The 26,006-nt window shown below is 29.9% G+C and carries 26 protein-coding genes and 5 pseudogenes; 30 read left to right on the forward strand and 1 reads right to left on the reverse strand.

Features of this window, described 5'->3' with window-relative positions:
• Positions 1-41 precede the first annotated feature (41 nt).
• The 9 genes from ACKTSI_RS01855 to ACKTSI_RS01895 all read left to right on the forward strand — a co-directional run bounded on the left by ACKTSI_RS01855 (position 42) and on the right by ACKTSI_RS01895 (position 12,556).
• Positions 42-1,589: an ATP-binding cassette domain-containing protein gene (locus tag ACKTSI_RS01855; protein ID WP_407862979.1), complete on the forward strand. Its 1,548-nt coding sequence runs from the start codon at positions 42-44 to the stop codon at positions 1,587-1,589.
• Positions 1,590-1,887: 298 nt separating this feature from the next.
• Positions 1,888-3,591 (forward strand): proline--tRNA ligase, encoded by a 1,704-nt coding sequence (locus ACKTSI_RS01860; protein WP_407862980.1) that lies wholly within the window; start codon positions 1,888-1,890, stop codon positions 3,589-3,591.
• 133 nt (positions 3,592-3,724) lie between these two features.
• Positions 3,725-5,515 (forward strand): ABC transporter ATP-binding protein/permease, encoded by a 1,791-nt coding sequence (locus ACKTSI_RS01865; protein ID WP_407862981.1) that lies wholly within the window; start codon positions 3,725-3,727, stop codon positions 5,513-5,515.
• A complete protein-coding gene (locus ACKTSI_RS01870; protein WP_407862982.1) occupies positions 5,505-7,160 on the forward strand; it encodes an ABC transporter ATP-binding protein in 1,656 nt (551 codons plus the stop codon). Before ACKTSI_RS01865 ends, ACKTSI_RS01870 begins: the two co-directional genes overlap by 11 nt.
• 62 nt (positions 7,161-7,222) lie before the next feature.
• Positions 7,223-7,600 (forward strand): YbaN family protein, encoded by a 378-nt coding sequence (locus tag ACKTSI_RS01875; RefSeq protein WP_407862983.1) that lies wholly within the window; start codon positions 7,223-7,225, stop codon positions 7,598-7,600.
• 249 nt (positions 7,601-7,849) lie between these two features.
• Positions 7,850-9,973: an anaerobic ribonucleoside-triphosphate reductase gene (gene nrdD / locus ACKTSI_RS01880; RefSeq protein WP_407862984.1), complete on the forward strand. Its 2,124-nt coding sequence runs from the start codon at positions 7,850-7,852 to the stop codon at positions 9,971-9,973.
• A gap of 12 nt (positions 9,974-9,985) precedes the next feature.
• On the forward strand, positions 9,986-10,480 hold the full coding sequence (gene nrdG / locus ACKTSI_RS01885; RefSeq protein ID WP_068472626.1) for an anaerobic ribonucleoside-triphosphate reductase activating protein: 495 nt from the start codon (positions 9,986-9,988) through the stop codon (positions 10,478-10,480).
• 2 nt (positions 10,481-10,482) lie between these two features.
• A complete protein-coding gene (locus ACKTSI_RS01890) occupies positions 10,483-11,655 on the forward strand; it encodes a cation diffusion facilitator family transporter (RefSeq protein ID WP_407862985.1) in 1,173 nt (390 codons plus the stop codon).
• Positions 11,656-11,908: 253 nt separating this feature from the next.
• A complete protein-coding gene (locus ACKTSI_RS01895; protein WP_068472624.1) occupies positions 11,909-12,556 on the forward strand; it encodes a YaaA family protein in 648 nt (215 codons plus the stop codon).
• A 413-nt stretch (positions 12,557-12,969) separates the two neighbouring features.
• Here ACKTSI_RS01895 and ACKTSI_RS01900 read toward each other — a convergent pair.
• Positions 12,970-13,951 (reverse strand): annotated as a pseudogene (locus tag ACKTSI_RS01900) (DDE-type integrase/transposase/recombinase).
• A 161-nt stretch (positions 13,952-14,112) separates the two neighbouring features.
• On the opposite strand from ACKTSI_RS01900, the gene ACKTSI_RS01905 reads away from it, so the two are divergent.
• From ACKTSI_RS01905 to ACKTSI_RS02005, 21 genes and pseudogenes are all read left to right on the forward strand, one after another.
• Positions 14,113-14,322, forward strand: a complete 210-nt coding sequence (locus ACKTSI_RS01905; RefSeq protein WP_407862912.1) for a hypothetical protein — start codon at positions 14,113-14,115, stop codon at positions 14,320-14,322.
• A 197-nt stretch (positions 14,323-14,519) separates the two neighbouring features.
• Positions 14,520-15,245 carry a hypothetical protein gene (locus ACKTSI_RS01910; protein WP_407862986.1) on the forward strand — a complete coding sequence of 242 codons (726 nt, stop codon included), beginning with the start codon at positions 14,520-14,522 and terminating at the stop codon, positions 15,243-15,245.
• A 15-nt stretch (positions 15,246-15,260) separates the two neighbouring features.
• Positions 15,261-17,048, forward strand: coding sequence for an InlB B-repeat-containing protein (locus ACKTSI_RS01915; protein ID WP_407862987.1), 1,788 nt, complete (start codon positions 15,261-15,263; stop codon positions 17,046-17,048).
• A 429-nt stretch (positions 17,049-17,477) separates the two neighbouring features.
• A complete protein-coding gene (locus ACKTSI_RS01920) occupies positions 17,478-17,723 on the forward strand; it encodes a cytoplasmic protein (RefSeq protein ID WP_407862988.1) in 246 nt (81 codons plus the stop codon).
• Positions 17,724-17,813: 90 nt separating this feature from the next.
• A pseudogene (locus tag ACKTSI_RS01925) lies at positions 17,814-17,918 on the forward strand (replication initiator protein A); the annotation flags it as partial.
• Between the two features lie 788 nt (positions 17,919-18,706).
• Positions 18,707-19,078 carry a hypothetical protein gene (locus ACKTSI_RS01930; protein WP_407862989.1) on the forward strand — a complete coding sequence of 124 codons (372 nt, stop codon included), beginning with the start codon at positions 18,707-18,709 and terminating at the stop codon, positions 19,076-19,078.
• Positions 19,079-19,150: 72 nt separating this feature from the next.
• Positions 19,151-19,387: a hypothetical protein gene (locus ACKTSI_RS01935; RefSeq protein WP_407862990.1), complete on the forward strand. Its 237-nt coding sequence runs from the start codon at positions 19,151-19,153 to the stop codon at positions 19,385-19,387.
• Positions 19,388-19,460: 73 nt separating this feature from the next.
• Complete coding sequence (locus ACKTSI_RS01940) at positions 19,461-19,634, forward strand: hypothetical protein (protein ID WP_197415910.1); 174 nt, start codon at positions 19,461-19,463, stop codon at positions 19,632-19,634.
• 183 nt (positions 19,635-19,817) lie between these two features.
• A complete protein-coding gene (locus ACKTSI_RS01945) occupies positions 19,818-20,345 on the forward strand; it encodes a PcfB family protein (RefSeq protein WP_407862991.1) in 528 nt (175 codons plus the stop codon).
• A gap of 127 nt (positions 20,346-20,472) precedes the next feature.
• Positions 20,473-20,812, forward strand: a pseudogene (locus ACKTSI_RS01950) (phage replisome organizer N-terminal domain-containing protein); the annotation flags it as partial.
• 160 nt (positions 20,813-20,972) lie between these two features.
• Entirely contained in the window at positions 20,973-21,077 is a 105-nt protein-coding gene (locus tag ACKTSI_RS01955) for a hypothetical protein (RefSeq protein ID WP_407863117.1), read from the forward strand.
• Positions 21,058-21,402 (forward strand): DNA cytosine methyltransferase, encoded by a 345-nt coding sequence (locus ACKTSI_RS01960; RefSeq protein ID WP_407862992.1) that lies wholly within the window; start codon positions 21,058-21,060, stop codon positions 21,400-21,402. The genes ACKTSI_RS01955 and ACKTSI_RS01960 overlap by 20 nt, the downstream gene beginning before the upstream one ends.
• Positions 21,396-21,491, forward strand: coding sequence for a hypothetical protein (locus tag ACKTSI_RS01965; RefSeq protein WP_201275920.1), 96 nt, complete (start codon positions 21,396-21,398; stop codon positions 21,489-21,491). Before ACKTSI_RS01960 ends, ACKTSI_RS01965 begins: the two co-directional genes overlap by 7 nt.
• Before the next feature lie 7 nt (positions 21,492-21,498).
• Positions 21,499-21,585, forward strand: a pseudogene (locus ACKTSI_RS01970) (DNA recombinase); the annotation flags it as partial.
• A gap of 153 nt (positions 21,586-21,738) precedes the next feature.
• A pseudogene (locus ACKTSI_RS01975) lies at positions 21,739-21,846 on the forward strand (DUF1413 domain-containing protein); the annotation flags it as partial.
• A 172-nt stretch (positions 21,847-22,018) separates the two neighbouring features.
• Positions 22,019-22,387, forward strand: coding sequence for a metalloregulator ArsR/SmtB family transcription factor (locus tag ACKTSI_RS01980; protein WP_068472545.1), 369 nt, complete (start codon positions 22,019-22,021; stop codon positions 22,385-22,387).
• Positions 22,388-22,532: 145 nt separating this feature from the next.
• Positions 22,533-22,754 carry a cation transporter gene (locus tag ACKTSI_RS01985; RefSeq protein WP_003145146.1) on the forward strand — a complete coding sequence of 74 codons (222 nt, stop codon included), beginning with the start codon at positions 22,533-22,535 and terminating at the stop codon, positions 22,752-22,754.
• A gap of 15 nt (positions 22,755-22,769) precedes the next feature.
• The gene (locus ACKTSI_RS01990; protein ID WP_407862993.1) at positions 22,770-24,614 is read left to right on the forward strand and encodes a heavy metal translocating P-type ATPase; all 1,845 of its coding nucleotides are present in this window, start codon (positions 22,770-22,772) and stop codon (positions 24,612-24,614) included.
• A gap of 143 nt (positions 24,615-24,757) precedes the next feature.
• A complete protein-coding gene (locus ACKTSI_RS01995) occupies positions 24,758-25,237 on the forward strand; it encodes a Csac_0668 family 2Fe-2S cluster-binding (seleno)protein (protein ID WP_026478197.1) in 480 nt (159 codons plus the stop codon).
• 126 nt (positions 25,238-25,363) lie between these two features.
• Positions 25,364-25,642: an RNA methyltransferase gene (locus ACKTSI_RS02000; RefSeq protein WP_407862994.1), complete on the forward strand. Its 279-nt coding sequence runs from the start codon at positions 25,364-25,366 to the stop codon at positions 25,640-25,642.
• 77 nt (positions 25,643-25,719) lie between these two features.
• Entirely contained in the window at positions 25,720-25,965 is a 246-nt protein-coding gene (locus ACKTSI_RS02005) for a cytoplasmic protein (RefSeq protein WP_407862995.1), read from the forward strand.
• Positions 25,966-26,006: the final 41 nt, after the last annotated feature.

Genomic DNA, 26,006 nt, shown 5'->3' on the forward strand with positions numbered 1-26,006 from the left:
CTTGATTTACATATTTTATTTTTATACGGGAGGAGAGTTAATTGAAAATTTTAAAAAAATTTAAAAAGAGCATATTTTTTAGAATTTTTTTCCATTTTGTATATATACTTGCAATAGCAGGACTTCCTACTGTTGTTAAATATATGGTTGATGATAATTACAGTAATGGTATTTATGATGTTATTAAACTTACAGGAATATTTACTCTTCTTGTAATTATCGGTATGGGAGCACAATATATCAGTCAAAGAAGTAGTTGGAGGCTTGAAAAAGAATTTAATTTGTATATGAGAAAAGAATTGTTTTCTGTAATAATATGCAAAGAACCCAATGAATTTTACAAAAACAGTATTGGGGATTACAATTCAAGATTAAATAATGATATTGCTGCTTGTGAGGAGCATTTAGAGTATGTTATGCTAATATTTGAATCTTCAATTTCATTTATTATCTATGCGATTTATATCTTTTTGTTAAATTACAAAATGGCAATTATAATATATTTAGTCGCTTTAATTGTTTTGTTTTTACCTAATTTAACTGCTAAGAAATTTTCAGAAAAAAATAAAAAATTGCTTGATGATACGGCATCTTACAATTCAAAGATTATAGATTTATTAAGTGGTTATTCTTTTATAAACTGTTTTACATATAGAAACATAGAGAAAAATCACAAAAAATCTCTTGACGAAATGGAAGATAGTAGATTTAGTTTTGGAAAGTTTAAAACTTTTGTAAATGTTTTAAATGGAACTGTTATGTATTTGATTAATATATCTTCATTTGCAATTATGGCGTTTTTCTTGTATAAGGGAGAGATTACAGCAGGGATAGCAACTGCTACCATTGCATATATTCAAAATTTTATGTTTCCACTTCGTACTGTAATTGATGCGATAAGCTGGAAAAAATCGGTAGAAACAGTTATGAATGATATGCTTTTAGAAATTTCTAAAAATAAAAATTTAAGCATTGAAGATGTAAAGTTTGACAATAATATAAAATGCAATAATGTTAGTTTTAAATATGATGACTATATAATCAAAAATTTTTCTCATACATTTGAAAAAAATAAGAAATATGCTATTATTGGAGAAAGTGGAAAGGGGAAATCTACACTTTTAAATCTAATAAATGGTAATTTGTCTTGTACTGAAGGTAATATTACGATTGATGGTAAAGAAGTTTCTTATAGATTTTGCAATCAATTAATAATGTATTTAACTCAAAAATCTCATATATTTTCTGAAAATTTTTGGGATAATGTAAGTATTTTTGACAGTTTCAATAAAGATGTTTTAGAAAATGACAATAAATACATTCCAAGTAATAAAGTTGATACCTTATTAAAATCAGAAAATAACAATGAGTTAAGTGGTGGAGAAAAACAAGTTGTAAATTATTTAAGAGCAGTTATATCCGGCAGAGATATATTACTTTTAGATGAGCCTTTTTCTGCAATGGATAAAGTAATGGAAGATTATGTTTGTAATAAATTATTAGAAATGAAAGATAAAACTATAATTATGATTACACATAATGTAGAAAAAGACTTTTTAGATAAATTTGATGAAGTTATTTATATGTAGAAAAAGTTAAATGCAGTTGACTTTTTTTGCTAAATTTAATATAATAAATTAATCTTAGTTAGATTTTAGTGATGAAAAGAAATAGTAAATTTTTTATCTGTATGTAGAGAGAAGTTGTTTGGTGAAAAACTTTTACAGAGGAAATTGAACCTATCTTTGAGCTTGTATTAAAAGTACAGGGTTGTGCCTTATAGCTTTTGAGTATAAATTAGAGTGGTACCACGGCTTTCGTCTCTTGGAGATGTTAGCCGTTTTTTTATTGCTGAAAACTTAAAATATATTACGGAGGAATTTTGTTATGAAAATGAAAAGATACTATATGCCTACACTTAGGGAAGACCCACAAGAGGCAGAAATTATTAGCCATAAATTGCTTTTAAGGGCAGGAATGATTAGAAAGTCTGCTGCAGGAATTTATTCTTATCTTCCACTTGGATATAGAGCAATTAAAAAAGTAGAAAATATCGTAAGAGAAGAAATGGATAGAATGGGTGGATATGAAATTTTGATGTCTGCACTTCAACCAAAAGAAATTTGGGAAGAGTCAGGAAGATGGCAAACTTTTGGACCTGAAATGTTTAAAGTTAGTGATAGAAATGAAAGAGAGTTTTGCCTTGGACCAACAGCTGAAGAATATTTTACAACTTTAATTAGTGGGGAAATAAAAAGTTATAAACAATTACCTTTAAATATCTACCAAATACAAACTAAATATCGTGATGAAAAAAGACCGCGTTTTGGAATCAATAGGGCAAGAGAATTTTCAATGAAAGATGCCTATACTTTTGATGTAAGCCCTGAAATGATGATGGAATCATATAAAGAAATGTGGAAGGCTTATGAAAAAGTATTTAACAGATTAGGACTTAATTACAAAATTGTTGCCGGAGATGCCGGAGCAATGGGAGGAAACAGTTCACATGAATTTATCGCTCTTTCTGATGTAGGAGAGGGAGTTATCTGCTATTGTGATGAAAGTGGATATTCAGCAACGGATGAAAAGGCAAAAGTTGTTTATAAAGTTGATGAAAGTGGGGAAGAAAAAGAACTTGAATTAGTTTACACTCCTGACTGTAAGACGATAGAAGAAGTTTCCGACTTTTTAAAACAGGAAACTCAAAAATGTGTTAAAGCTGTTGATTTGATTGTTGCAGGAGAACCTGTTATAGTATTTATTCCGGGAGATAGAGAGCTTAATTTGACAAAACTTTGTGGCTATCTTGGAGTTCCTGAACATGAAGTTGAAATGATGGACGATGAAATGATTTCAAAGATTGGAACATTTGCAGGATATACAGGGCCGGTTGATTTGAAAGTTAGAAAAATTTTAGATAAAAGAGTTACTCTTATGAAAAATGTTGTAGTTGGTGGTAATAAAGAAAGTCATCACTATATAAATTGTAATTTTGGTAGAGATTTTGACGGAGAAATCGTTGAAGATTTACTTATGGTTAAAGAGGGCGATGTTTGCCCTGAAAGTGGATATCCGTTAAAATTTGCAAGAGGAATAGAAGTTGGAAATATCTTCCAATTAGGAACAAAATATTCTAAAGCATTAAATGCAACTTTCTTAGATGAAAATGGAGTTAGTCAATATTTTTGGATGGGAAGTCATGGTATAGGAATTACAAGAAGTATTACTGCAATCATTGAACAAAACAATGATGAAAAGGGAATTATCTGGCCAATTCAAGTTGCTCCGTTCCATGCGATAGTTACAGTTGTAAACATTAATGATGAAGAACAAATGAAACTTGGAGAAAAAATTCATGACGAATTAGAATCACAAGGTGTTGAAGTAATGCTTGATGATAGAAAAGAAAGAATCGGTGTTAAGTTTAACGACAGAGATTTAATTGGAATTCCTCTAAGAATTACAGTTGGTAAAAAAGCGGGTGAAAACATAATCGAATTTTCAACAAGAAAAGAAATGGAAAATTTTGAAATGTCATCAGAAGAGGCAATTAATAGAGTTGTTGAAGAAGTTAGAAAAATAAAATAAAAAACTAAAACAGAAAAAATTCGTTTAACAACTAAGGTTAGGGAGTAAAAACTCTCTGACCTTTTTTCTTGATTTTTTTAAATCAATAGGTTATCATATAAATAATTTATATTAATTTTTATAGGAGTTTTTTATGGATAGTGATTTTAGTACAAAAATTCAAAAGCAAAAGATAAGTCGAGAAAGGCGAAAAGAATTGAAGAACAGATTGAAAAAAGAGCTTGGAGATAAGATGAAGGTCGTTTATTTAAGTTCTTTTTTGGCTTGGATTCAATTTTTGATGAGAATAATTTCTTTTGGTGTTATTGCTAAGGGATTTTCTAATTTATTTAACGGGATTGAATTTAATCTTCTTATTTACGCATTAATTATTATTGGACTAAATATTTTTGGTTTTGTAATTTCAATTTTTTCTAAAAATTATCAAGGTGTGGCATCACAATTTGCAAGAGACAGTTTGAAAAATAAATTTTTCAATGTTTTTTCAAAGAATAATGAAGAATTTTCAAAAAAATATTCTTATGCTGACGTGCTTACTGTTGCATCTCAGGGAATTGACAGCTTGGATACTTTTTATAGCAATTATTTGTCAACAACTTTAAGGACATATCTTAATTGTGCGACAATTTTAGCTATTGTATTTTTTATTTATCCACTTGGAAGTTTAGTTTTTTTGATTAGTATTCCTTTTATTCCGATTTCAATTATTTTGATACAGAAGCGTTCTGCAAAGATTATGCAACATTATTGGTCAACTTATATGGACGTTAGCAATTTGTTTATGGACGATTTAAAGGGACTTAATACACTTTATTCTTATAGTGCCGATGAAATTTATGAGAAAAAATTTAATGAAAGTGCAGAAGAGTTTAGACTTTCTACAATGGAGCTTTTAAAGTTTCAACTTCAATCTGTCGGATATATGGACGGTGTTATGTATCTTGGAATTGTAATTTCAGGATTTTTAGCTGTTATGTCAATTTCAAAGGGAAATATGTCAATTTTTAATTTCATATTTTTTATTTTGATTGCAACTGAATTTTTTACTCCGATTAGAGAATTGGGCTATTGTATGCATTTGCTTATGATGAATACTAAAATGGCAGACAGAATTTTTACATTTTTAGACAATGCAAATTTAGAAGAAAAGATTGAAAACTCAAAGATTAAACTTGAAAATGTTGAAAGAATTGAATTTAAAAATTTATCTTTTTCTTATGGAGAAAGAAAAATTTTAGATGATATAAATTTTGAAATTTCAAAAGGAAATTTATTTGCAATTGCCGGAGAAAGTGGACTTGGAAAAAGTACATTTGCAAAAATTTTATTTAAAAATCTTGAAAATTATTCTGGAGAAATTTTGCTTGACGGAAAATCTTTGAAAGATTTTTCAAAGGGCGATATAAATTCTTTAGGTTTTTACATTTCTCCTGATAGTTATGTTTTTAATGAAAGTATTATGGACAATCTAAAGAAAGCGACAAAATTATCTGAAAATGAAATTTTGAAATGGATTGAAGAAAAAAATATTTTAAATTTTGTAAAAACTTTACCTAATGGTTTTGATACTATTGTTGGAGAAAATGGAAAGTTGATTTCTCCGGGACAAAGGCAACAGATTATCTGTGCAAGGGGCTTACTTGCAAATAGAAAGATTTATATTTTTGATGAGATGACTTCAAGTGTCGATACGGAAAATGAAAATGCAATTTTAGATTTGATTAGACTTATTTCAAAAGATTCAATAGTGATGTTTATTTCCCATAAGATGAAACAGGTTCATAAGTCGGACTTTGTGTTATTTATGGGACAAGAAAAATCTTGGGATTTTGGAAAGCCTTGTGATTTGTATGTTTCAAACTTTGAATATAAATTATTATTAGATAAACAAAATGAAATGGAGGAAATTTTAAATGAAAGATAATATAAAATTAGTTGTAAGACTTATAAATTTTATGAAAAGATTACTTCCTATTATTTTGTTAGCAGTATTTTTTGCTGTTTTCGGCTTTTTAATTACAGTTTATATCCCTGCGAAAATTATTTCACTAGGATTTGGAGTTTTAAATGGTGAAGATTTAAAAATATATTCTCTTGTGTTTTTGGTTGTACTTGCAATTTCAAGAGGACTTTTTAGGTATGGAGAGCATTATTTCGGACATTTTGTTGCGTTTAAAGTTTTGGCAGATTTTAGAAGAGAAATTTTTTCTAAACTTAGACGACTTGCTCCTTCAAAACTTGATTCACAAGATAGTGGAGAATTGTTAAAACTTATAGGGGAAGATGTTGAGGCTTTAGAAGTGTTTTTTGCACATACTCTAGCTCCGATTACAACAGGAACTATCGTTTCAATATTGCTTTTTATATATTTTCTATATCATAATTTTGTTTTAAGTTTAATAGCAATAGCTGTTTATTTTACACTTGCAGTTATTATACCTAATGTATTTTCAAGTAAGTTAAAACCTCATCTTGAAATTCAACAGAAATTTAGAAAATCATATACTTCATATTTTTTAGATAGTTTAAAAGGTATGAAAGATTTACTACAACTTGGAGTTGAAAAAGAGAGATTTAAAAATCTTGAAAGAGAAAGTAAAATTGTGAATGAAAAAGAAAGAAAGGTTTCAAAATTAAACTTTTTACAATTCACTTTTAGTTTTTTAGTTATAGGCTTTGGAGTTTTAGCTTTTGCTTATGCAGACTTTGTACTTATAAATAGAAAATTAATTACTGTGAAAAATGCTGTAATAACTTTGGCTGTATTTAGTTCATCTTTTGCTCCGTTTTTAGAGCTTAGCAGACTTCCTCTAGGACTTGGACGTGCATTACAGGCTGGAAGAAATACTTTTAAATTATTAGATGAAGAAGAGCCAAGCGGAAATGACGGAAGAAAAGAAATTGTAAATTTAGATGAAATAAAGTTTGAAAATGTCGATTTTGCATATCCTAATAGAGATAAATTAATTTTTGAAAAGTTAAATTTGAATTTTAAAGATAAAAAAATAGTTGGACTTGTTGGAGAGAGTGGCTCTGGTAAGAGTACGCTTATGAAAATTGTAATGAAATGGTATATGGCTAAAAATGGAAAAGTATTTTTAAATGAAGATGATATTTTAGAGATTGATAGCAAAAAATTACAAGAAAAAATTGCTTATATTCCACAATTTCCACAAATTTTTTCTCAAACAATCAGAGAAAATTTAGTTTTAGGAAATGATAAGATTACTGATGAAGAAATTTTAGAAATTGCTGAAAAATGTAGATTAAAGGATAAAATTTTATCAACTGAAAATGGACTTGATACTAAAATAAATTCTGAAAAAATTATTTTTTCAAGTGGAGAGATGCAAAGACTCGAACTTATGAGAGCATTACTTAAAAAAGCTGAAGTATATATCTTTGATGAGCCAACAAGCAACTTGGATACTTTGAATGAATCGATTATATTAAATTTGATTCGAGAAAATTGTAAGGGAATGGTATTTTTAATTTCACACAGAATGAGTACAGTTTCATTTGCAGATGTAATTTATAAAGTCGAAAAAGGAAATTGCTTTGAAATATAATATTGCCAATCAATATGAAATATGTTATCATTGATATATTAGATTATGAGAGGTAATATAGAATGAATTTAGTAAAATATATTTGGATTGCGATAGGGTTGATATTTTTTGCAATAGGAACAGTTGGAGTGTTTTTACCAATATTGCCGACATTTCCTTTCTATGTTGTAACAGTATTTTGCTTTGCAAGAAGTTCTAAAAAGTTGCACAAATGGTTTGTCGAAACGAATTTGTATAAAAACAATATAGAGAAAATTGTAAATAGAAAAGGACTTCCATTAAAGACAAAGTTAAAAATTATTATAATTTTTACAATAACAATGGGGACGGGATTCTATTTTATGAAAAATACAAATATCAGAAGAATTATTTTAGGGCTAGTTTGGTTTTGCCATATAGTATATTTTGCTTTTGGAATAAAGACAATTAAAGATAAGTGATTTAACAAAGTCGGTATAAAATTTATATCGACTTTATTTTTTGTGTAAGAGAAAAAATTTTAAAAAATTTTTTATTTTATTTTTAATTTTCTCATTCTACAAATTGTTATAAAATTTTTCAAGAGGGATTTAATGAGTAAAAACAAATAAATATACTATATATAGTTTAATAACTATTGATTGACAATATATATTGTTGATGATATAATCTTACTATCGAGCATTTATGAAGTATTTTAGGAGGTAGTTATGATTAAAGTTATAAAAAGAAATGGTCAAGAAGTAGATTTTGACGCAAATAAAATTGCAATTGCAATAAAAAAAGCTATGCATAGCAGTACAGGAGTATACGAAGAAGGATTGGCTGAAAAGATTGCATCAGAGATAGAAACTTTTGCAACAACAATCGGAAAGAAGATGAGTATATATGATATAGAAGATCATGTTTACTACAGCTTAATTAAGTATGGAAATCCTGCAACTGCCAGAGCTTATGAAAACTATAAGGCTGTGCAAACTTTTAAAAGACTTAAAAATACTACTGACGAAAGTATTTTGGGTCTTCTTGATAAGACAAATTTAGATGTTATAAATGAAAATTCAAATAAAAATGCTATTCTTGCATCAACTCAAAGAGATTTGATTGCCGGAGAAGTTTCAAAGGATATAGCAAGAAGAATGCTAATTCCTGTGGATATTGTTCAGGCTCATGACGAAGGAGCTATACATCTTCATGATATGGACTATTTAATTCAACCTATGTTCAATTGCTGTCTAGTTAATATTGGAGATATGCTTGATAATGGAACAGTAATTAATGGTAAAATGGTTGAAACTCCAAAGTCTTTCCAAGTAGCTTGTACAGTTATGACTCAAATAATTGCACAGGTTGCGTCAGGTCAATTTGGTGGACAAAGCTTAAATGTTGCTCATCTAGGAAAATATCTTAGAAAGAGCTATGAAAAACATTTAAAACTTGCAAAAGAAATTTTAACTGATGAAGAAGATATCGAAAATATTGCAAGAGCAATGACTAAAAAAGAGCTTGAGGCAGGTATTCAAACTATTCAATATCAAATAAATACTTTGATGACTACAAATGGACAAAGTCCTTTTGTTACATTATTTATGTATGTTGAGGACGGTTTTGAATATGAAGACGAAGTTGCTCAAATCGTTGAAGAGATAATAAAACAAAGATTAGAAGGAATTAAAAACGAAAAAGGTGTTTATATTACACCAGCCTTTCCTAAATTGATTTATGTTTTGGATGAAAATAATGTAAGAGAAGACAGTAAATATTATTATTTAACAAAACTCGCTGCAAAATGTACTGCAAAGAGAATGTATCCTGATTATATCTCTGCTAAAAAACTTAGAGAACATTATGAAGGAAATGTATTTGGACCTATGGGCTGTAGATCATTCTTAGCACCATATAAAGATGAAAATGGAAATTATAAATTTGAAGGTAGATTTAACCAAGGTGTTGTAAGTTTGAATTTACCTCAAATAGGAATTTTAAATACAGGAAATGAAGAAGGTTTCTTTGAAATGTTGGATAAAAGACTTGAAATTGTAAAAAAAGCACTTTTATTCAGAAACTCACTTCTTCAAAATGTAAAGAGTGATAATTCTCCTATTCATTGGCAATATGGAGCTATTGCTAGACTTAAAAAAGGTGAAAGTATTAAGAAATACCTTGAAAATGGATATTCAACTCTTTCTGTTGGATATATTGGTATGTATGAGGCTACAATGTGTGTAAAGGGTGTTAGTCATACAACAAAAGAGGGAAAAGAGTTTGCTCTTAAAGTTATGAAGAGAATTAAAGAAGCGGCTGACAGTTGGAGTGAAGAAACAGGAATGACATTTTCATTATATGGAACTCCTGCTGAAAGTTTAACTCACAGATTCTGTTCTATAGATAGAAAGAAATATGGAGAAATAAAGGATATAACAGATAAGGGATATTATACAAATAGTTATCATGTTGATGTTAGGGAAAATATTTCAGTTTTTGATAAATTTAGATTTGAAGAAGATTTCCAAAAATTGTCAACAGGGGGTTGTATTTCTTATGCAGAAATTCCTAATATGAACCATAATGTTGAAGCTGTTGAACAAATGATTAGATTTATCTATGATAATATTCAATATGCTGAATTTAATACAAAATCAGATTATTGCCATGTTTGCGGATTTGATGGAGAAATAATCATAAACGAATATAATGAATGGGAATGTCCACAATGTCATAATAAAGACAAGCAAAAAATGAATGTAACGAGAAGAACTTGTGGTTATCTTGGAGAAAATTTCTGGAATGAAGGTAGAACTAAGGAAATAAAGGCTAGAGTTCTTCATATATAGCGAGGGATTAAAATGAGATATGGTCAGATAAGAGCTTATGATGTTGCAAATGGTGTTGGTATCAGAACTAGTATTTTCGTAACTGGCTGTACACATAATTGTAAAGATTGTTTTAATAGAAAATATATGGATTTCAATTTTGGGGAGCTTTGGACTAAAGAAACTACTAATTTAGTAATAGACTATTTACGTGATAAAAATGTTTCCGGTCTTACTTTAATTGGTGGCGAACCAATGCAAAATGCCAAAGAGCTCCTTGAAATTGTAAGAGATATTAAAAAAAGTGTAAATAAAAATATTTGGATTTATTCAGGATATACTTTTGAAGAAATTCTTGAAGATGATGACAGATTTGAACTTTTAAAGGAATGTGATGTTCTAGTTGATGGACGATTTGATTATAGATTAAAAGATTTAACCCTAAAGTTTCGCGGTTCATCAAACCAAAGAATTATCGACATAAAAAAGACGCTGGAAAGTGGAAATATTATATTATTTATGGAGTAAATATGATAGATAAAAAAATATTGAGTATTTCAAGAATTGAAAATACAGATAAGTACGATAGAAAAAAAGTTGGATATTTTTCAGGGTTAATAGGAACATCTTTAAATGTTACTTTGGGAGTATCAAAGTTTTTAATAGGAATTTTTGCAAATTCAGTTTCAATAACAGCTGACGCCGTAAATAATTTTTCTGATGCGATTTATTCTTTTGCAACGGTTTTGGGATTTAAATTTTCTTCTGCTCCACCAGATAAGGACCACCCTTATGGGCATGGTAGAGTTGAGTACATAATGACATTAATCATTTCTATGATGATTATGCTTGTTGGTTTACAATTTACAAAAACGTCGATTGAAAGAATTATAAGCCCTGAAAAAATTGTTATGAATAAAATAGGAATTGCTTTTCTCGTTGTTTCTATTTTTGTAAAACTTTGGATGAGTTTGTTTAACAGAAAACTAGGTAAAGCTATCGACTCAAGTATTTTAAGAGCAACGTCTGTCGATTGTTTAAGTGATGTTTGTACGACTTCAGTTGTTTTAATTGCAATGATTTTTGCAGATTATACTACTTTTCCCATTGACGGAGTAGTTGGACTTGTAGTTTCTGCATTTATTTTATTTTCCGGTTTTTCACTTGCAAAGGAAACGGTTAGCCAACTTATTGGAGAGGCACCAAGTGTAGAATTGATAAAGTCAGTTTTGACAGACATCGAAAAGCACAAAGAAATTTTGGGAATACACAATTACACTTTTCATACATATGGAAATAATAAAAAAATTGCAACTGTTGATGTTGAAGTTGATTCTGAAATGAGTTTAATCAAAGCACATAATCTTATGAGTTTGATTGAAAAAGAAATTTATGAAAAGTATGAAATTGTTCTAGTAATCCATGTTGAACCGGTCGGGGGAAATTTTACGGAAAGAGAAATTGAGTTAAAAGAAATTACTGAAAATTGGAAAAATAAGTTTAGCTATATAAAATCAATGCATGATTTTGCAATTTACAAACAAGGATATAAATACTTTGTAGGTTTGCAATTAGTCTTAGATGGAAATAAACTAGATAAAAATTTTGACGAGAACAGTTTAAAATCAGAGTTTGAAGAACTGATAAAAAATTATGATGAAGAATTAAAAACTTCAATAACAATATTATATGAATACTTTTAAAATAGCGCTTCGGTGCTATTTTTTGTACATTATTTTATGGTGTAATATTGTTCATAAAAGAGAGTTCATTTCTAGCTAAATTGTTTATTATTTTAATTATACAGGATATTCTCTTTTATTATCCTTAGTCTCACATCAATTGTATCATAACAATTGAAAAGTCCAAATTATAAATAATAAATTGACTTTTACAGCTAGTAGATGTTATAATTGCTACTATTAGTATATGCTATTAAAGAAATAGGAGAGAAATATGAAAATAATTTTATCACCTGCAAAGACAATTTCTAAAACTTGTGAGAGATTTTCTTTTGGCTTAAATTTTTTAGAAAAGACGAATGAAATTTTAAAGAATGTTCCGGAAGTGTTAATTTCAAAAGATTATTGTAAAGCTTTTTATATGTATGACGGAATGTGTTATAAGAATATTAATAGGGAGGAGTTTGACAATTGCGATTTAGAGTATATAAAGGAGCATTTAATTATTATTTCTGCGCTTTATGGTGCAGTTAAACCTTTTGATTTGATAAATCCGTATAGACTTGATTTTCTTATGAAAACGAAAATGGGAAATTTATATAATTTTTGGAAAGATGAGATAGCAAAAGAAGTTTTAAAAGATGAAAATTTAATCATTAATCTTGCAAGTGATGAATTTTCAAAAGTAATAAAAAAATATATTACAGATGAAAAGTTTTTAGATTTTGAATTTTTTGAAAATGCTGATGGAAAATTAAAAAAACATTCCACAATTTCAAAAAAAGCAAGGGGAATGATGTTAAACTTTATAACTAAAAACAAAATTGAAAATATAGAAGGAATAAAACAATTTAATAAAGAGGGATATAAATTCAGTGAAGAAATGTCTTTTGAAAATAAATTTGTATTTATAAAAGAATAGAGAGAACAGACGTTCTCTCTATTTGTTTAAAATTATTTACTATTTTAAATAGTCGCTAACTGCTTGTACGAAGAATTTAACTCCATTTATAAAATATTTTTCATTAAGCCCAAATTTTACATTGTGGTGAGGATAAGCTACTCCGTCAACATAAAGAGGATTTTTTAAAAATACATAAGCTCCTTTTGTTAATTTTAAAAAATCTTTTTTAAATTATTTTGATTATGAAATAACAAGGTTCCCGGGCACCCAACCGATTTGGAGCAGTTCCAAGTGGGACAAGGAAAAAAAACAAAGACTATCTTAATAAATACTAACGCAAGCACAAGCATAAAATAGGCTGTACATTTGTAAATGATGTGAGACCAAAAATTATAAAAAAACATAACCTGTATGTTAGAATTAAAGGAGAATTAATTCTCCTTTAATTCTAATAATTCTTTACGTTTTTCAATAGGTGAAAGCCAATTTAAAGTTTGCATAGGTAATCTATTAGATTTATAGAGATATTTTTTCATTTGTACAACCAAATCTTCATAAGAATAAAAAGATAAATTACTGTAAAATCTTTCATTGTCATTTCTATGACTTCTTTCAACCTTGCCATTGTGTCTAGGTATTCTAGGTCTGATTAATTGATGTTTAATACCCAATTCATTACATAGTTTGTCAAAAGGATGAACTCTTTTAGTATCTTTAAAATGTGTAAATTCAAAGCCATTATCTGTTTGAATAATTTCAGGAGTATAACCAAAGTGTTTAATAGCCATTTTAACAAAAGTAACAGTACTATAAGAAGATTGTTCCTTAAAAGGATAAATAAACCTTTCACGAGTTGCCTCATCAATAATTGTATATTGGTAGAATTTGTCAGGATATTTACCAACATAACAAGAATTAGGAACATATTTAACATCAAGTTGCATTTTAACACCAATTTTAGTAGGAGTATGATAAGGTTTAGGAACATAGGGTTTGGAAGGTTGTTTAATATCTTTAAAAAAAGCCAAGTTTTCTAAGGAATCTAAAAAGGGAGCAAGGGTGTCTAGTATAACCTTTATTTAGTTTAAGTTTAGCATAAAGTTCAATCAAAGAAATATTAGGATTTCTTCTAATGAGATTTTTAATCCAATAAATTTCAGTATCAGTATGAGAATTAGGGTGTTTAGATAAAGGTCTATGAGATTTATCCCTAAGGGAGTCAATAGAGCCATCAAATCTTTTATTCCAACGCATAAGGGAGGCTTTAGATATTTTATATCTTCTACAAACAAAGCTAACAGAATTACCATTTCTGTAAGTTTTAACAGCATGGTATCTTGTTTGAAGTAAATGAGGGATATAACGTTGGTTGTGTTTTATATTTTCTTGATTTTGTGATATAATATTATTCATAAAAGAGAGTTCCTTTCTAGTTATTTTTTTTGTTATTTTAATTATACAGGATATTCTCTTTTTTTGTACCCTTGGTCTCACATCAATTGTATCATAACATAATACTTTTATATAAAATAAGATATAAGTAGCTTTATATTTAAAAATATGATATAATAAACATGAATTTACGATTCTTGTGTAAAATAATATTTATTTCATCATGGAAATATGATATAATAACTGTATATAATAAAAAAAGACTTGACAAATTAAAAGAAGGCGATTATAATGCTCAAGACAAGACAAGACAAGACAAGACAAGACAAGACAAGACAAGACAAGACAAGACAAGACAAGACAAGACAAGACAAGACAAGACAAGGTTGTAATATGCTTAAACAACCTTTTATTTAGTGTGCATTTTTCTATGCGTAAAGCATGTGAAGATGCACATTTTTTTATGTCTAGATTGTTTCGCGTTAACACTTTTAAGGAGGTGTTTTCAATGTAATAGGTGGGGTTATACGGAAAAAACAAAATAAAAATTATACGGAGGTAAAAGATGAAAATATTAGTAAAAAAGACAATGGGCATATTGATGGCTACATTAATAGCATTTGGCGTAATGACTGGAACTACTCAGGCATTTGCGGCTGGAAGTAATGTAACAAGTGAATATGATCAAGTTGCAAAAGATAAAATTGTAGGAACAATTACTATAACAGATGCATTACAAAATGCAGGTAAGGATGTTAACAAAGACGGTAATCTTTACTATGAGGGTGTTGTTTCAGGATCTGTCGAAACAAGCGATCTGTTAGAAGGCGCATACCAAAAATATATTAAAGACTTTAAGGGGAAGACCGATTCTCATGGTAGAGCTTTTGAGAATTTGGTTATGTTTGATAAGGGACAAAATTTCCCAACAGCTAAATATACTATCACTTTTCCTAAAAATTTCAATGTTAATTTAGAAAAGGTTTCTTGCTCTGCAAACACTTCTATGATTAGTGAAATCAAAAAATCATACGATAAAGACGCCAATTCGGTAACTTTTACTTTTAGTCTTGGAAACTGGAACGACTACAAGGGCTTCTTTAAGCTATATGAAAATGAAAGAAAAGCAGGTATGACAGGGCATCTTATTTCTATCAGCATTCCATATTCTGTAGAAGTTAAAGACGATTCTGTTAAGAATTTAGGACAGATAACAGCTGAAGGAAAATGTGAATTATTTTATAAGAAGTTCATTTTCCAAAAGCAAATTGTTGATATTAAGACTAATAAGACAACCGTTAATGTTGTGCGCTAATAGGAGGAGTATTTTATGAAGAAAGTTTTAAGCATACTATTTTCAGTGTTGCTCATTTCCACATTCTCATCGGGTGTAGCGCATGCGGAAGTGGCTGAAGATTTTAACTCCATGAAAACAGGGAATACTTGGATTGAACTTGAAAAAGCAAATACAGATATTTTTGGCGATTCAAAAATTGCAGCCGTCCCTAAAGGTGTTCTGAAACCTGAAGAAACTAAAATTCCTGATGCAATTAAAAAAATAGGTGGTCAGGATGCTGTTGATCAAACTCTGTATTTTAGCTATTCAACAGGCATTCATTCAGATGATGGAAAACCTGCGCTTTCTCCACTTTTGAAGATGCTTAAAGAGTATAAGCCTGAAAGTGCAACGGATGATCCAGCTGTTCCAATGACAGATAATCCAATGTTTTATGGAGATCTTTCCTATAATAATGACACAACATCAAAAGATGTAAAGATTTCTGCTGGTGATAATCTGTCAAGTTTGAAATTAACACTCTCAAATATGAACTGGCTATCTCAGCCGATTTTCTCAGAACTTTCTGGTCATGACATGTATAGGAACGAAAAGGCTAAAGGAACATTACGCTTTTTAACGGATTCACAGCTTGTTTACACCATCAAGTTTCCTAAGGGATTTGATATATCTAAAGCAACGGCAACATCTGATGCATCTTCTGATTTACTCACGCTCTCCACTTCTGTAAGCGGAGAAGTTAAAACTGGTATGACACTTACCGTTACGCTAAGAAGAAAAGGCGCTGGAGAAACGTTCTTAACGGAAGACCAATTTAAGAATGAGTTAAATTCTCTCAATACAATCTCTGTATCTATGAAAGATATAGCTATTACTAAAGATGCCGTGGAAGGTAAGAATGTTGTTACTGGTTCCATCGGTGGTTTCCTTGAGTATATGAATGTTGGAGGATCCACCTATGACGAAGTTAGACAGAATAAAGGTCTGACATGGACATATATACATTACTTTGCAGCCCCTCAAGAAGCTAGCGGTAAAGATAGCAATTTAGCTGCTAACGACAGTCAGTATAAAATCCAATATACATTTAATGTTGTTAAGCCTGCTCAAAGCATGGTTACTTTCAAGGATGGCGATAATACGCATGCAACAGTAAAGGTAGAAACTGGTAAGGCTATTGATACTGATGCGTTGACTAATGAGTCTATGCCGAAGAATCCAACGAAGGCTGGTTATACATTCAAGGAATGGAATACAAAGGCTGACGGTAAGGGTGAGACGTTTACGGGAGCAAGCGTAGTTAATAGTGATATGACTGTGTATGCTATTTACACGAAGAAAGATACTCCGTCACCAATACCGGATTATTACAACACTGTGACTTTTAAAGATGGTGATTCTACGGTTGCTACTGTTAAAGTGGAGACAGGTAAGGCTATTGATACGGACAATCTAAAAGATCAGTCTATGCCGAACAATCCAACGAAGGCTGGTTATACCTTCAAGGAATGGAATACAAAGGCTGACGGTAAAGGTACTGCATTTACGGGAGCAAGCGTAGTTAATAGTGATATGACTGTGTATGCTATTTACACGAAAGATTCTGTGCCGACACCGGATCCAACTCCAAATCCGTCTACACCGGAATTGAAGCCGCAGTCTGAGATACCGGCTCCTAAGCCGCAGCCTGAAAAGCATATTGGCATGCTTCCTAAGACAGGCGAATCAGCATCTTTTGCGGGCTTGCTCACAGCGCTTGGTTTCTCAATTGCCGGACTTGCACTTCTTCTTAAGAAGAAAATGATGAAAGAAAGCAAATAAGTAGGCTCTGCTTGTTTTAAGTAACTAGCATTGTTTATTAAAAGGTGGCTCTAGCGATATGTTAGAGCCATCTTTTTGTATGTTATCTTTTGAGTGTTATTTGAGATATGCTTTATTATTCTCAATAAAAAATAATATGATACTCCAAGCTCTAAAGTTTCAGAGTTCCAAGCTAGGGTTTCATGGTTTAAGGGTAAGGTTTCCTTGTATCCAACACGTGATGAAACTAGATACTGCTTGTGGGTTTCGTGTCATAATAGTGACAGAGGCAAATAGTTATGTAAATACAAGGAGTTCAAGACTTCTACCAAAGTTTAAAACTCAAAAAATAAATAGTTGGTGTGCTGCTTAGAGTATCCATTTTAATAATGGATATTGTAAATTGCATACCAATTTAAATAAAGATTATAAATTTTATAAGGAGGTATTATGGATTGTATAGAAGCTCATAAGTATTCTTTTGCAAATAAAACTATGCTTAAACATGAAAAGAAGTGTGGTTGTTTTTATTGTTGTAAAATATTTTCTCCAAATGAAATAGAAGATTGGTGTGAAGATGAACCAGATTGGACAGCTATTTGTCCATATTGTGGGATTGACTCTGTGATAGGAGAATCTATTGGATATCCACTAACAAAAGAGTCGTTAGAAAAAATGCACAAAAAATGGTTTTAGTAAAAACATAGCAAAAATTTAATATGTAAATTTTAGACGATAGAAAATAATAATTCTGTCGTTTTTTTATTTTAAAGAAAGGGGGCAAGAATGAATTTTGATTATTTTTATAATAGGCAATCTGAAATGTATAATTTCATTAGGTTACCTATGGTATTAATGGAAGATTTAATTTACTTAAGTGATGATTGTGAGTTACCAGATGAAAAAATACTAAGAGAAGATGATTTGGTTATTGCAATGATTGGAAGTACAGTTGGCAAGATTTGTGCAAGTAAAAATGTAATAGGTGGCACTGTTTCTAATAATATCTCTATATTAAGAAAAAATCGAGATGATGTAGAAGTAGAATTTTATGAAATGATTTTTCAATCGGATCTTTACTATAATTTATTTAGGAACATAGCATCTCAAAAGGCACAACCTAATTTAAACGAATATGATTTAATGAATTTACCTTTGCTGCAAATAAGCAATAAAAAAATAAAAGAAGTACTCGAAAAGACAAATCCTCTAAGAAAGAGTTTATTAAAATACAAAAGTAGCAAAGAAAATATAAAGGAAATAATAGACAATGCATTAGAAAGTTTTTTTGGATATGATTTTAATTTATTTAATGAATTGAAATCAAATAAAATTCAAATAAATAATTTAGAAGATTTTTCAAACAATGTTGATTTAAGGTTTAGTGCAAAATATCATAGGAAAGCAGGAATTTTTGTAACTGATGAATTGAGTAAAAATAGCGTGAAAATAAAGAAAGCTTTATCTAATATTTCAATGACTGGTAAGGGTATAGCACCAAAAGATTTTGAAGAAGATACGGAATGTTATTACATTACTATGGCTGACATTAGTACATGGGAAATAGATTATCAGAATCTAAAAACAGTATTAGCAGACTATGAAGACAAGAATTCATTAAAAAACCAAAAGGTGAAAAAAAGCATATTCTACAAAAGTAAAAAAAAGGCGATATTTTGATGATGAGATCAGGAGAAGGTGGAATTGGAAAAGTGGCATTAGTAACACAAGATATAAATGCTATTTTTAGTGATTTTATAATCAGATTTAGATTTGATGAAAATAGATATATTCCAATATTCTGTTACTATTATATGAGAAGTAGATACTTTCAATATTTAGTAGAAATTCATAAAAAAGGATTAGGAAACAATACAAATATATTTCCTAATATAACGAATGAATTTCCGATACCTAATATTGCAAAAAGTGAACAAAAGAAAATTATAGCAGAGATACAAAATCATATCATGCAACAAAAAGGAATAGATAGAAAAATAGAATCTATACAAAAGGAAATATCAGATATTATCGAAAAGAGTATTATATAAATTCTAATAGTGAAACTTTGAAAGGGATAGCAGAAATGTTATCTCTTTTTTATTACAAGAAAGGAGATCAGCATGAAAAAATTAAATCAAATAAGACAAGAGTCAAAAGAAATAAAAGATAAAATAGACGATACAGAAGAAAGATTAAGGCAACTAAAAAATCAAGAGAAGAAGATATTAAAACAAGATATAGTAAAAAGAAGAAAAGAAAGTATCATAGAAAAGATTAAAGAGTATAAGCTAGATAGTGATAAGTTTAATGAAAAAAGACAATCCACCAAAGACTATTACAAAAATCAAGAAAGGTAAGACCTGGTAAAAATATCTTATCCAAGCTATAATATGACCAAACAACTAAAGGCAGTTCTAGGAGGTAATAGAGATGAATAAAAGGCAAGAGCTAATAGATGAACTCATAAAAGCAGACGGAGATGGAACATACAAAACCTATAAAACCACAGAAGAAATAAAAGCAATGAACAATGAAGAAATACAGATTATATATTCCAACATGAAAAACTATCTATCAGACAAAAGAACACACACAAACTACTAAAGGTGGAAAGGTATTGTAAGCTATTTAAAAGTATAAAAGGTACAAATACCTAAGAAATATATAAAAACATCAAAATAAAGCATTCCACCACCAAGAACAATAAAATAAAAACAAGCAAAGGGAAGTATAGAAAAATTAAAGCCTATACTTCCCTTTTTTTAATTCAAACAAAGGAGATAAAGCATGATAAACGAAGAAATAAGCAAAGAAGTAGGGCAAGCAGCACAAACCATAATATCATACACAATAAAGGCAGCAAAAGAATCAATCAACTTAGACAAAGAAATAAGAAAAAAGATGAATGATACTTTAGAAAAAGCAAATGGAAACCTAAAAAGTCTTATGGGTGATGAAATAAAAATAAAAGACCTCTACAAGAAAGGACAACTAGAAAACATAAGCATAGATCAAAGCGACCTCAAAGACTTAAAAAAAGAACTAAACAAACTTGGTGTAAAGTTTTCAGTAATGAAAAACAAAGAAAGCCAAAACTATGAAGTATTCTTCCAAGCCAAAGACATAAAAGTAATTGAATATGCCTTTAAGCAAGTCATAGCCAAGGAAAATAAAAAAGAAAAAGAAAGTATCCTAAAACAAATAAAGAAATACAAAGACCTATCCAAGAACAAGGATAAGACCAAAGAGAAAGTCAAAAGAAAAGTAAAAGAAAAAGTAAAACCAAGCAAAAAAGATATGACCAGAGAAATCTAAGGGAGTAACGAAAAGTTACACCCTTAAATAACCATAATAAACAAGACTTCCGAAAAGAAGAAGTCCAGAATTTAAGAAAATCGGAAATCAAGAATTTCGATTATCGAAAATCAAGAAAGGATCAGATATGGCAACAAACAAAAGATATTATTGGATAAAATTAAAAGAAGAATTTTTCACAGACAAAAGGATAAAAAGATTAAGGAGAATATCGGGAGGAGATACCTACACGATAATCTACCTCAAACTTCTACTACTAAGCCTAAAAGATGAGGGCAAACTCTATTATGACGGAGTAGAAAGTGATTTTATAAAAGAGTTAGCACTAACAATAGATGAAACAGACGATGATGTAATGGTTACAGTTAATTATTTAATCAATTAAGGCTTATTAGAAGTTGTAACAGAAAATGATGAATACTATTTAACTGAAATACCAAACTTAATCGGATCAGAAACAGCCTGGGCAGAGAAAAAAAGAAGATACAGACAAAATAAACAGAGGACATTGTACTTAATGAGTCCAACCCATGTCCGACAAGAGATAGAGATAGAGAAAGATATAGAGATAGATAAAGAGAGGGCGATTTAGTAGTAGATCCATTTCTAGGAAGTGGTTCTTCTGCAATTGCAAGCTATAGATTAAATAGAAATTTTATCGGTGTTGAATTAGAAGAAAAATATGCTAAATTAGCGAATATGAGGGTAGAAGATGAAAAGACAAGTTATTGATTTGTTTTCTGGAGTTGGTGGACTATCTAAAGGATTTTTCGACTCAGGATTTGAAATTGTTTTAGCAAATGAAGTTGACTATTCTATAGCTAATTCTTATAAAAAAAATCATCCTAAAGTGAAAATGATTAATGAAGATATTTCAAAATTAGATATTGATGATGTTTTTAATGAGTATAAAAATATAGACGTAATTGTTGGGGGACCACCTTGTCAAGGATTTTCTCAAAAAGGGAAAAGAAAAATAATGGATGATCCACGTAATTATTTATTTAAATATTTTTTTGAGGAGTTAGTGTTGTTAGACCGAAGTATTTTGTGCTAGAAAATGTACCCAACATATTAACTGCAAATAACGGACATTTTAAAGACGAAATTTATAGCTTATGTTCCAGTAATGGTTACACGTTATGATGATACCCTAGTAAGGAAGATTATCCAGAATGTTAGTGTTTATGATGACCACTTTGTAATATGCTTTAAATCTGGAATTGAAATGGAAGTATGATTTAATACTAATATAAACCGTCAATTAAGAGTTAGGTTCTCTTGATTGGCGGTTTTTGCATTAACTTTTACATGATTTATACATGTGATATTATCAAAAATGTTGTTTATAAGGTTATTGGTAAGGAGTTGACCACATGAGTGATGTAATAAGCTGTTAGATGAAGCTATTAAAGAAACCGAAAACTTGTACGAAGGAGAAGTCTTTATTTTTAAGGAATTGTTTAAAGGATATGTATGGAACAGGATACCGAGAAAGGACTGTACTAATGTCTTAGTAGATGTTTTTGAGATATTTTAAATAATATAAAAAATACTTGAATAAATGCTCATATAACTATTGACACAAGAGAAAAATAATAATATAATAAATATACAACGTATGAATGCTTGTCCAAGTAATCAGATGAAATGATTTAAAAAGAGGTGATAATATGACTAAAAAATTTAATTCAATTGAAAGATGTGACTGCAATCTAATTCATGAGGATATTGTAAATCAAGTTAGAGATAAAATGCCTCAAGAAGAAAGCCTTTATGATCTAGCAGAATTATTTAAAGTATTTGGAGATTCAACACGAATCAGGATATTATGGGCTTTACATGAAGCTGAAATGTGTGTTTGTGATATCGCTGTATTACTTAACATGACACAATCAGCAATTTCCCATCAGCTGAGAGTCTTAAAACAAGCTAATTTAGTGAAAAACAGAAAAGAAGGCAAAGTAGTATATTATTCATTAGTTGATGATCATGTAAGAGAAATATTTGACCAAGGTCTAATTCATAGCAACGAGAAGTAGTAATGTGGTAGAATAGAATATTTTTTGAAGATATTTGGGCATATATTTAAGTCTTCATTTCAAATGAGCAATGCTTCAAGAAAATTTGAAAAAGACTTGTAGTATTCATAATAAAATTACAAATAATATTTAGGAGGATTTAATAATGAAAAAGAAATTTATACTTGAAGGTTTAGATTGTGCAAATTGCGCGGCAAAAATGGAAAAGGCTATTAATGAGCTTGATGGAGTGAAAGAAGCTACTGTTAACTTTATGACCACAAAACTCGTTATTGATGGTGAGGATGAAAAAATGCCAACAATAATAGCAGAGGCCGAAAAAATAGTTAAAAAAATCGAACCCGATACAACTATGAAAAAGGCTTAAAGGAGGCTATTTAGTATGACAAAACGACTATGGCGAATAATTATTGGTGCAGCCGTGTTAGCTACAGCAGTATTGCTTAGTTTAAATAACGAATGGTTACAGATTGCTCTCTTTATAATAAGTTACATTATTGTAGGTGGAGATGTTGTAAAAAGAGCTGTAAAAAATATTTTTAAAGGTCAAGTTTTCGATGAAAATTTTTTAATGAGTATTGCAACAATTGGTGCATTTTTTATTGGTGAGTATCCTGAAGGTGTTGCAGTTATGCTGTTTTATCAAGTTGGAGAACTGTTTCAAAGCTATGCAGTTGGCAAGTCGAGAAAGTCAATTGCAAGCCTTATGGATATTCGACCAGATTATGCAAATGTTAAAAAAGGTGATGAACTTGTCAAAGTTGACCCAGATGAAGTACAAATTGGAGATATTATTGTAATTAAAGCAGGAGAAAAAATTCCTCTTGATGGCAAGATAATTGAGGGAAGTTCAATGATTGATACATCGGCACTAACAGGCGAATCTGTTCCTCGTAAAGTAGAAGTTGGAAGTGATATCCTAAGTGGGTGCATCAACATTAATGGGGTTATTACAGTAGAGGTTACCAAGGAATTTGGAGAATCTACTGTAAGTAAAATTCTTGATTTAGTTGAAAATGCAAGTAGTAAAAAATCCAATTCAGAACAATTTATTACGAAGTTTGCGAGATATTATACACCGGTTGTGGTTATAATTGCAGTTTTTCTAGCTATTATACCACCTCTTGTTATAGACGGGGCGACTTTTAGTGATTGGATATATAGAGCACTAGCATTCCTTGTGGTATCCTGTCCGTGTGCTTTAGTTATTTCAATTCCTTTGAGTTTCTTCGGTGGAATAGGTGGAGCCTCAAAAAAAGGTGTTTTAGTCAAGGGTAGTAATTATTTAGAGGCATTAGCAGAAACTGAAATTGTTGTTTTTGATAAAACTGGAACACTAACGAAAGGTGTATTTAATGTACAGGAAATTCATCCAGAAGGAGTTTCCAAAGAAGAGCTACTAGAATTAACTGCACATGCGGAAAGCTATTCCAATCATCCGATTTCACTTTCACTGAAACGTGCATATAGCAAAGAAATAGACAATGAACGTATTTTAGATGTAGAAGAGATATCAGGTCATGGTGTTATTGCAACAGTAGATGGCAAAAAGGTTATGGCAGGAAATATCAAACTTATGAAAATGATGGATATCCCTTATTTCAAGGGAGAGCTGATCGGTACTATTGTACATGTTGCTGTTAATAACAAATATATAGGTTACATTGTAATTGCCGATGAGGTAAAGGAAGATTCAGCACAAGCAATCAAGGAACTTAAGGCAGCTAATATTAAACAAACAGTTATGTTGACAGGTGATAATAAAAGTATTGGTTCAAAAGTTGCTAAAGAGCTTGGTCTTGATAAGGTTTATGCAGAACTGTTGCCAGCAGACAAAGTTGAAAAACTAGAAGAATTATTTTCGCAAAAATCTAAAAAAGGTAAACTTGCCTTTGTTGGTGACGGAATCAATGATGCACCTGTATTAGCTCGTGCAGACATTGGAATAGCAATGGGTGGTTTAGGTTCTGATGCGGCCATTGAAGCTGCTGATGTTGTAATTATGACTGATGAGCCATCGAAAATTGCTACTACAATGAAGATTTCTAAAAAGACACTAAAAATTGCACATCAAAACATAGTATTTGCAATTGGAATAAAAATAATTGTTCTTATTTTGAGTGCTTTTGGAATAACTACTATGTGGGCAGCTATATTTGCAGATGTAGGTGTAACTATCATCGCAGTATTAAATGCTTTTAGAGCTTTGAATGTAAAGAATCTATAAACTATTTTTCCTATTCACCCCTTGAATGATACCGATAATTGACGATACAATCAAGGTGTATTTTTTAATTTAAAAACTATAAATGAAAATTGGTTGGGATTTACCTTGAATTAAATGGTTTTAAAGATATGGAGGTTATGTAATTGAAAGTTATTGATGAATGTTGCTGTGAATGTATCACACAAAATTTAAATAGAACAAAGGAGAGTTGCCCTGTCTGTAATAATGAAGGAGTAACAGTTAGTAGGATAACCGTTGAACACTTGGTGACAGATGATTATCGTAATGCCGTTGATGGAGATCAATATAAGATATGCATGAATGAGGACTGCGACGTTATTTACTATAACTTAGATAAAGAAATAAAATTCTTAAAAGACCAAGTTAGGGTTCCTATCTGGTTTAAGAAAGATGCAGATCCTAAGTATGCTTGTTATTGCAGCAAAGTCACAGAAGATCAGGTAATTGAAGCAGTTGTAAAGCATGGTGCGAAAACCGTTAAAGAAGTAAATGCCATAACTGGAGCAATGAAAAATTCGCTTTGTAAGGAAAACAATCCTTTGGGGGTATGTTGTCATAAGATTATTCAGGAAGCCATTGATAAGGGATTAACCATGAAATGATTTGAGTTGATATGTTCTCACGAACAGACAAAACCGTTGATATCTTCCCACAAACGAGAGCCAATGTTGGATATGTTTCCAACTACGAGTGTGGATATGTTCCCCTTAACCATAGGGGTTGAGACGGTGGCGTTATTGTCCAAACTAAACACTGAACATCATTTAGATATAGAAATAGCTGAAGATGAATTATCTGAAATTGACTTTTCAAAAGATGCAACTTATAGAGAAATTAAAAAGTATGTGTTAGATAAATATGGGTTAAAAGTTTCAAGCCTATATATTGCACAAGTAAAAAGGAAATATGGTCTAATAGAAAGAGAAAATTACAATACTAGCAAAAATAAAAATCAAAGAGTACCAAAGTTTAAAACTCAAAAAATAAATAGTTGGTGTGCTACTTAGAGTGTCCATTTTAATAATGGATATTGTAAATAGCATACCAATTTAAATAAAGATTATAAATTTTATAAGGAGGTATTATGGATTGTATAGAAGCTCATAAGTATTCTTTTGCAAATAAAACTATACTTAAAAATGAAAAGAAGTGTGGTTGTTTTTATTGTTGTAAAATATTTTCTCCAAATGAAATAGAAGATTGGTGTGAAGATGAACCAGATTGGACAGCTATTTGTCCATATTGTGGGATTGACTCTGTGATAGGAGAATCTATTGGATATCCACTAACAAAAGAGTCGTTAGAAAAAATGCACAAAGAATGGTTTTAGTAAAAACATAGCAAAAATTTAATATGTAAATTTTAGACGAT

This window comes from Parvimonas parva (assembly GCF_045866535.1).
Lineage (GTDB): Bacteria > Bacillota > Clostridia > Tissierellales > Peptoniphilaceae > Parvimonas > Parvimonas parva.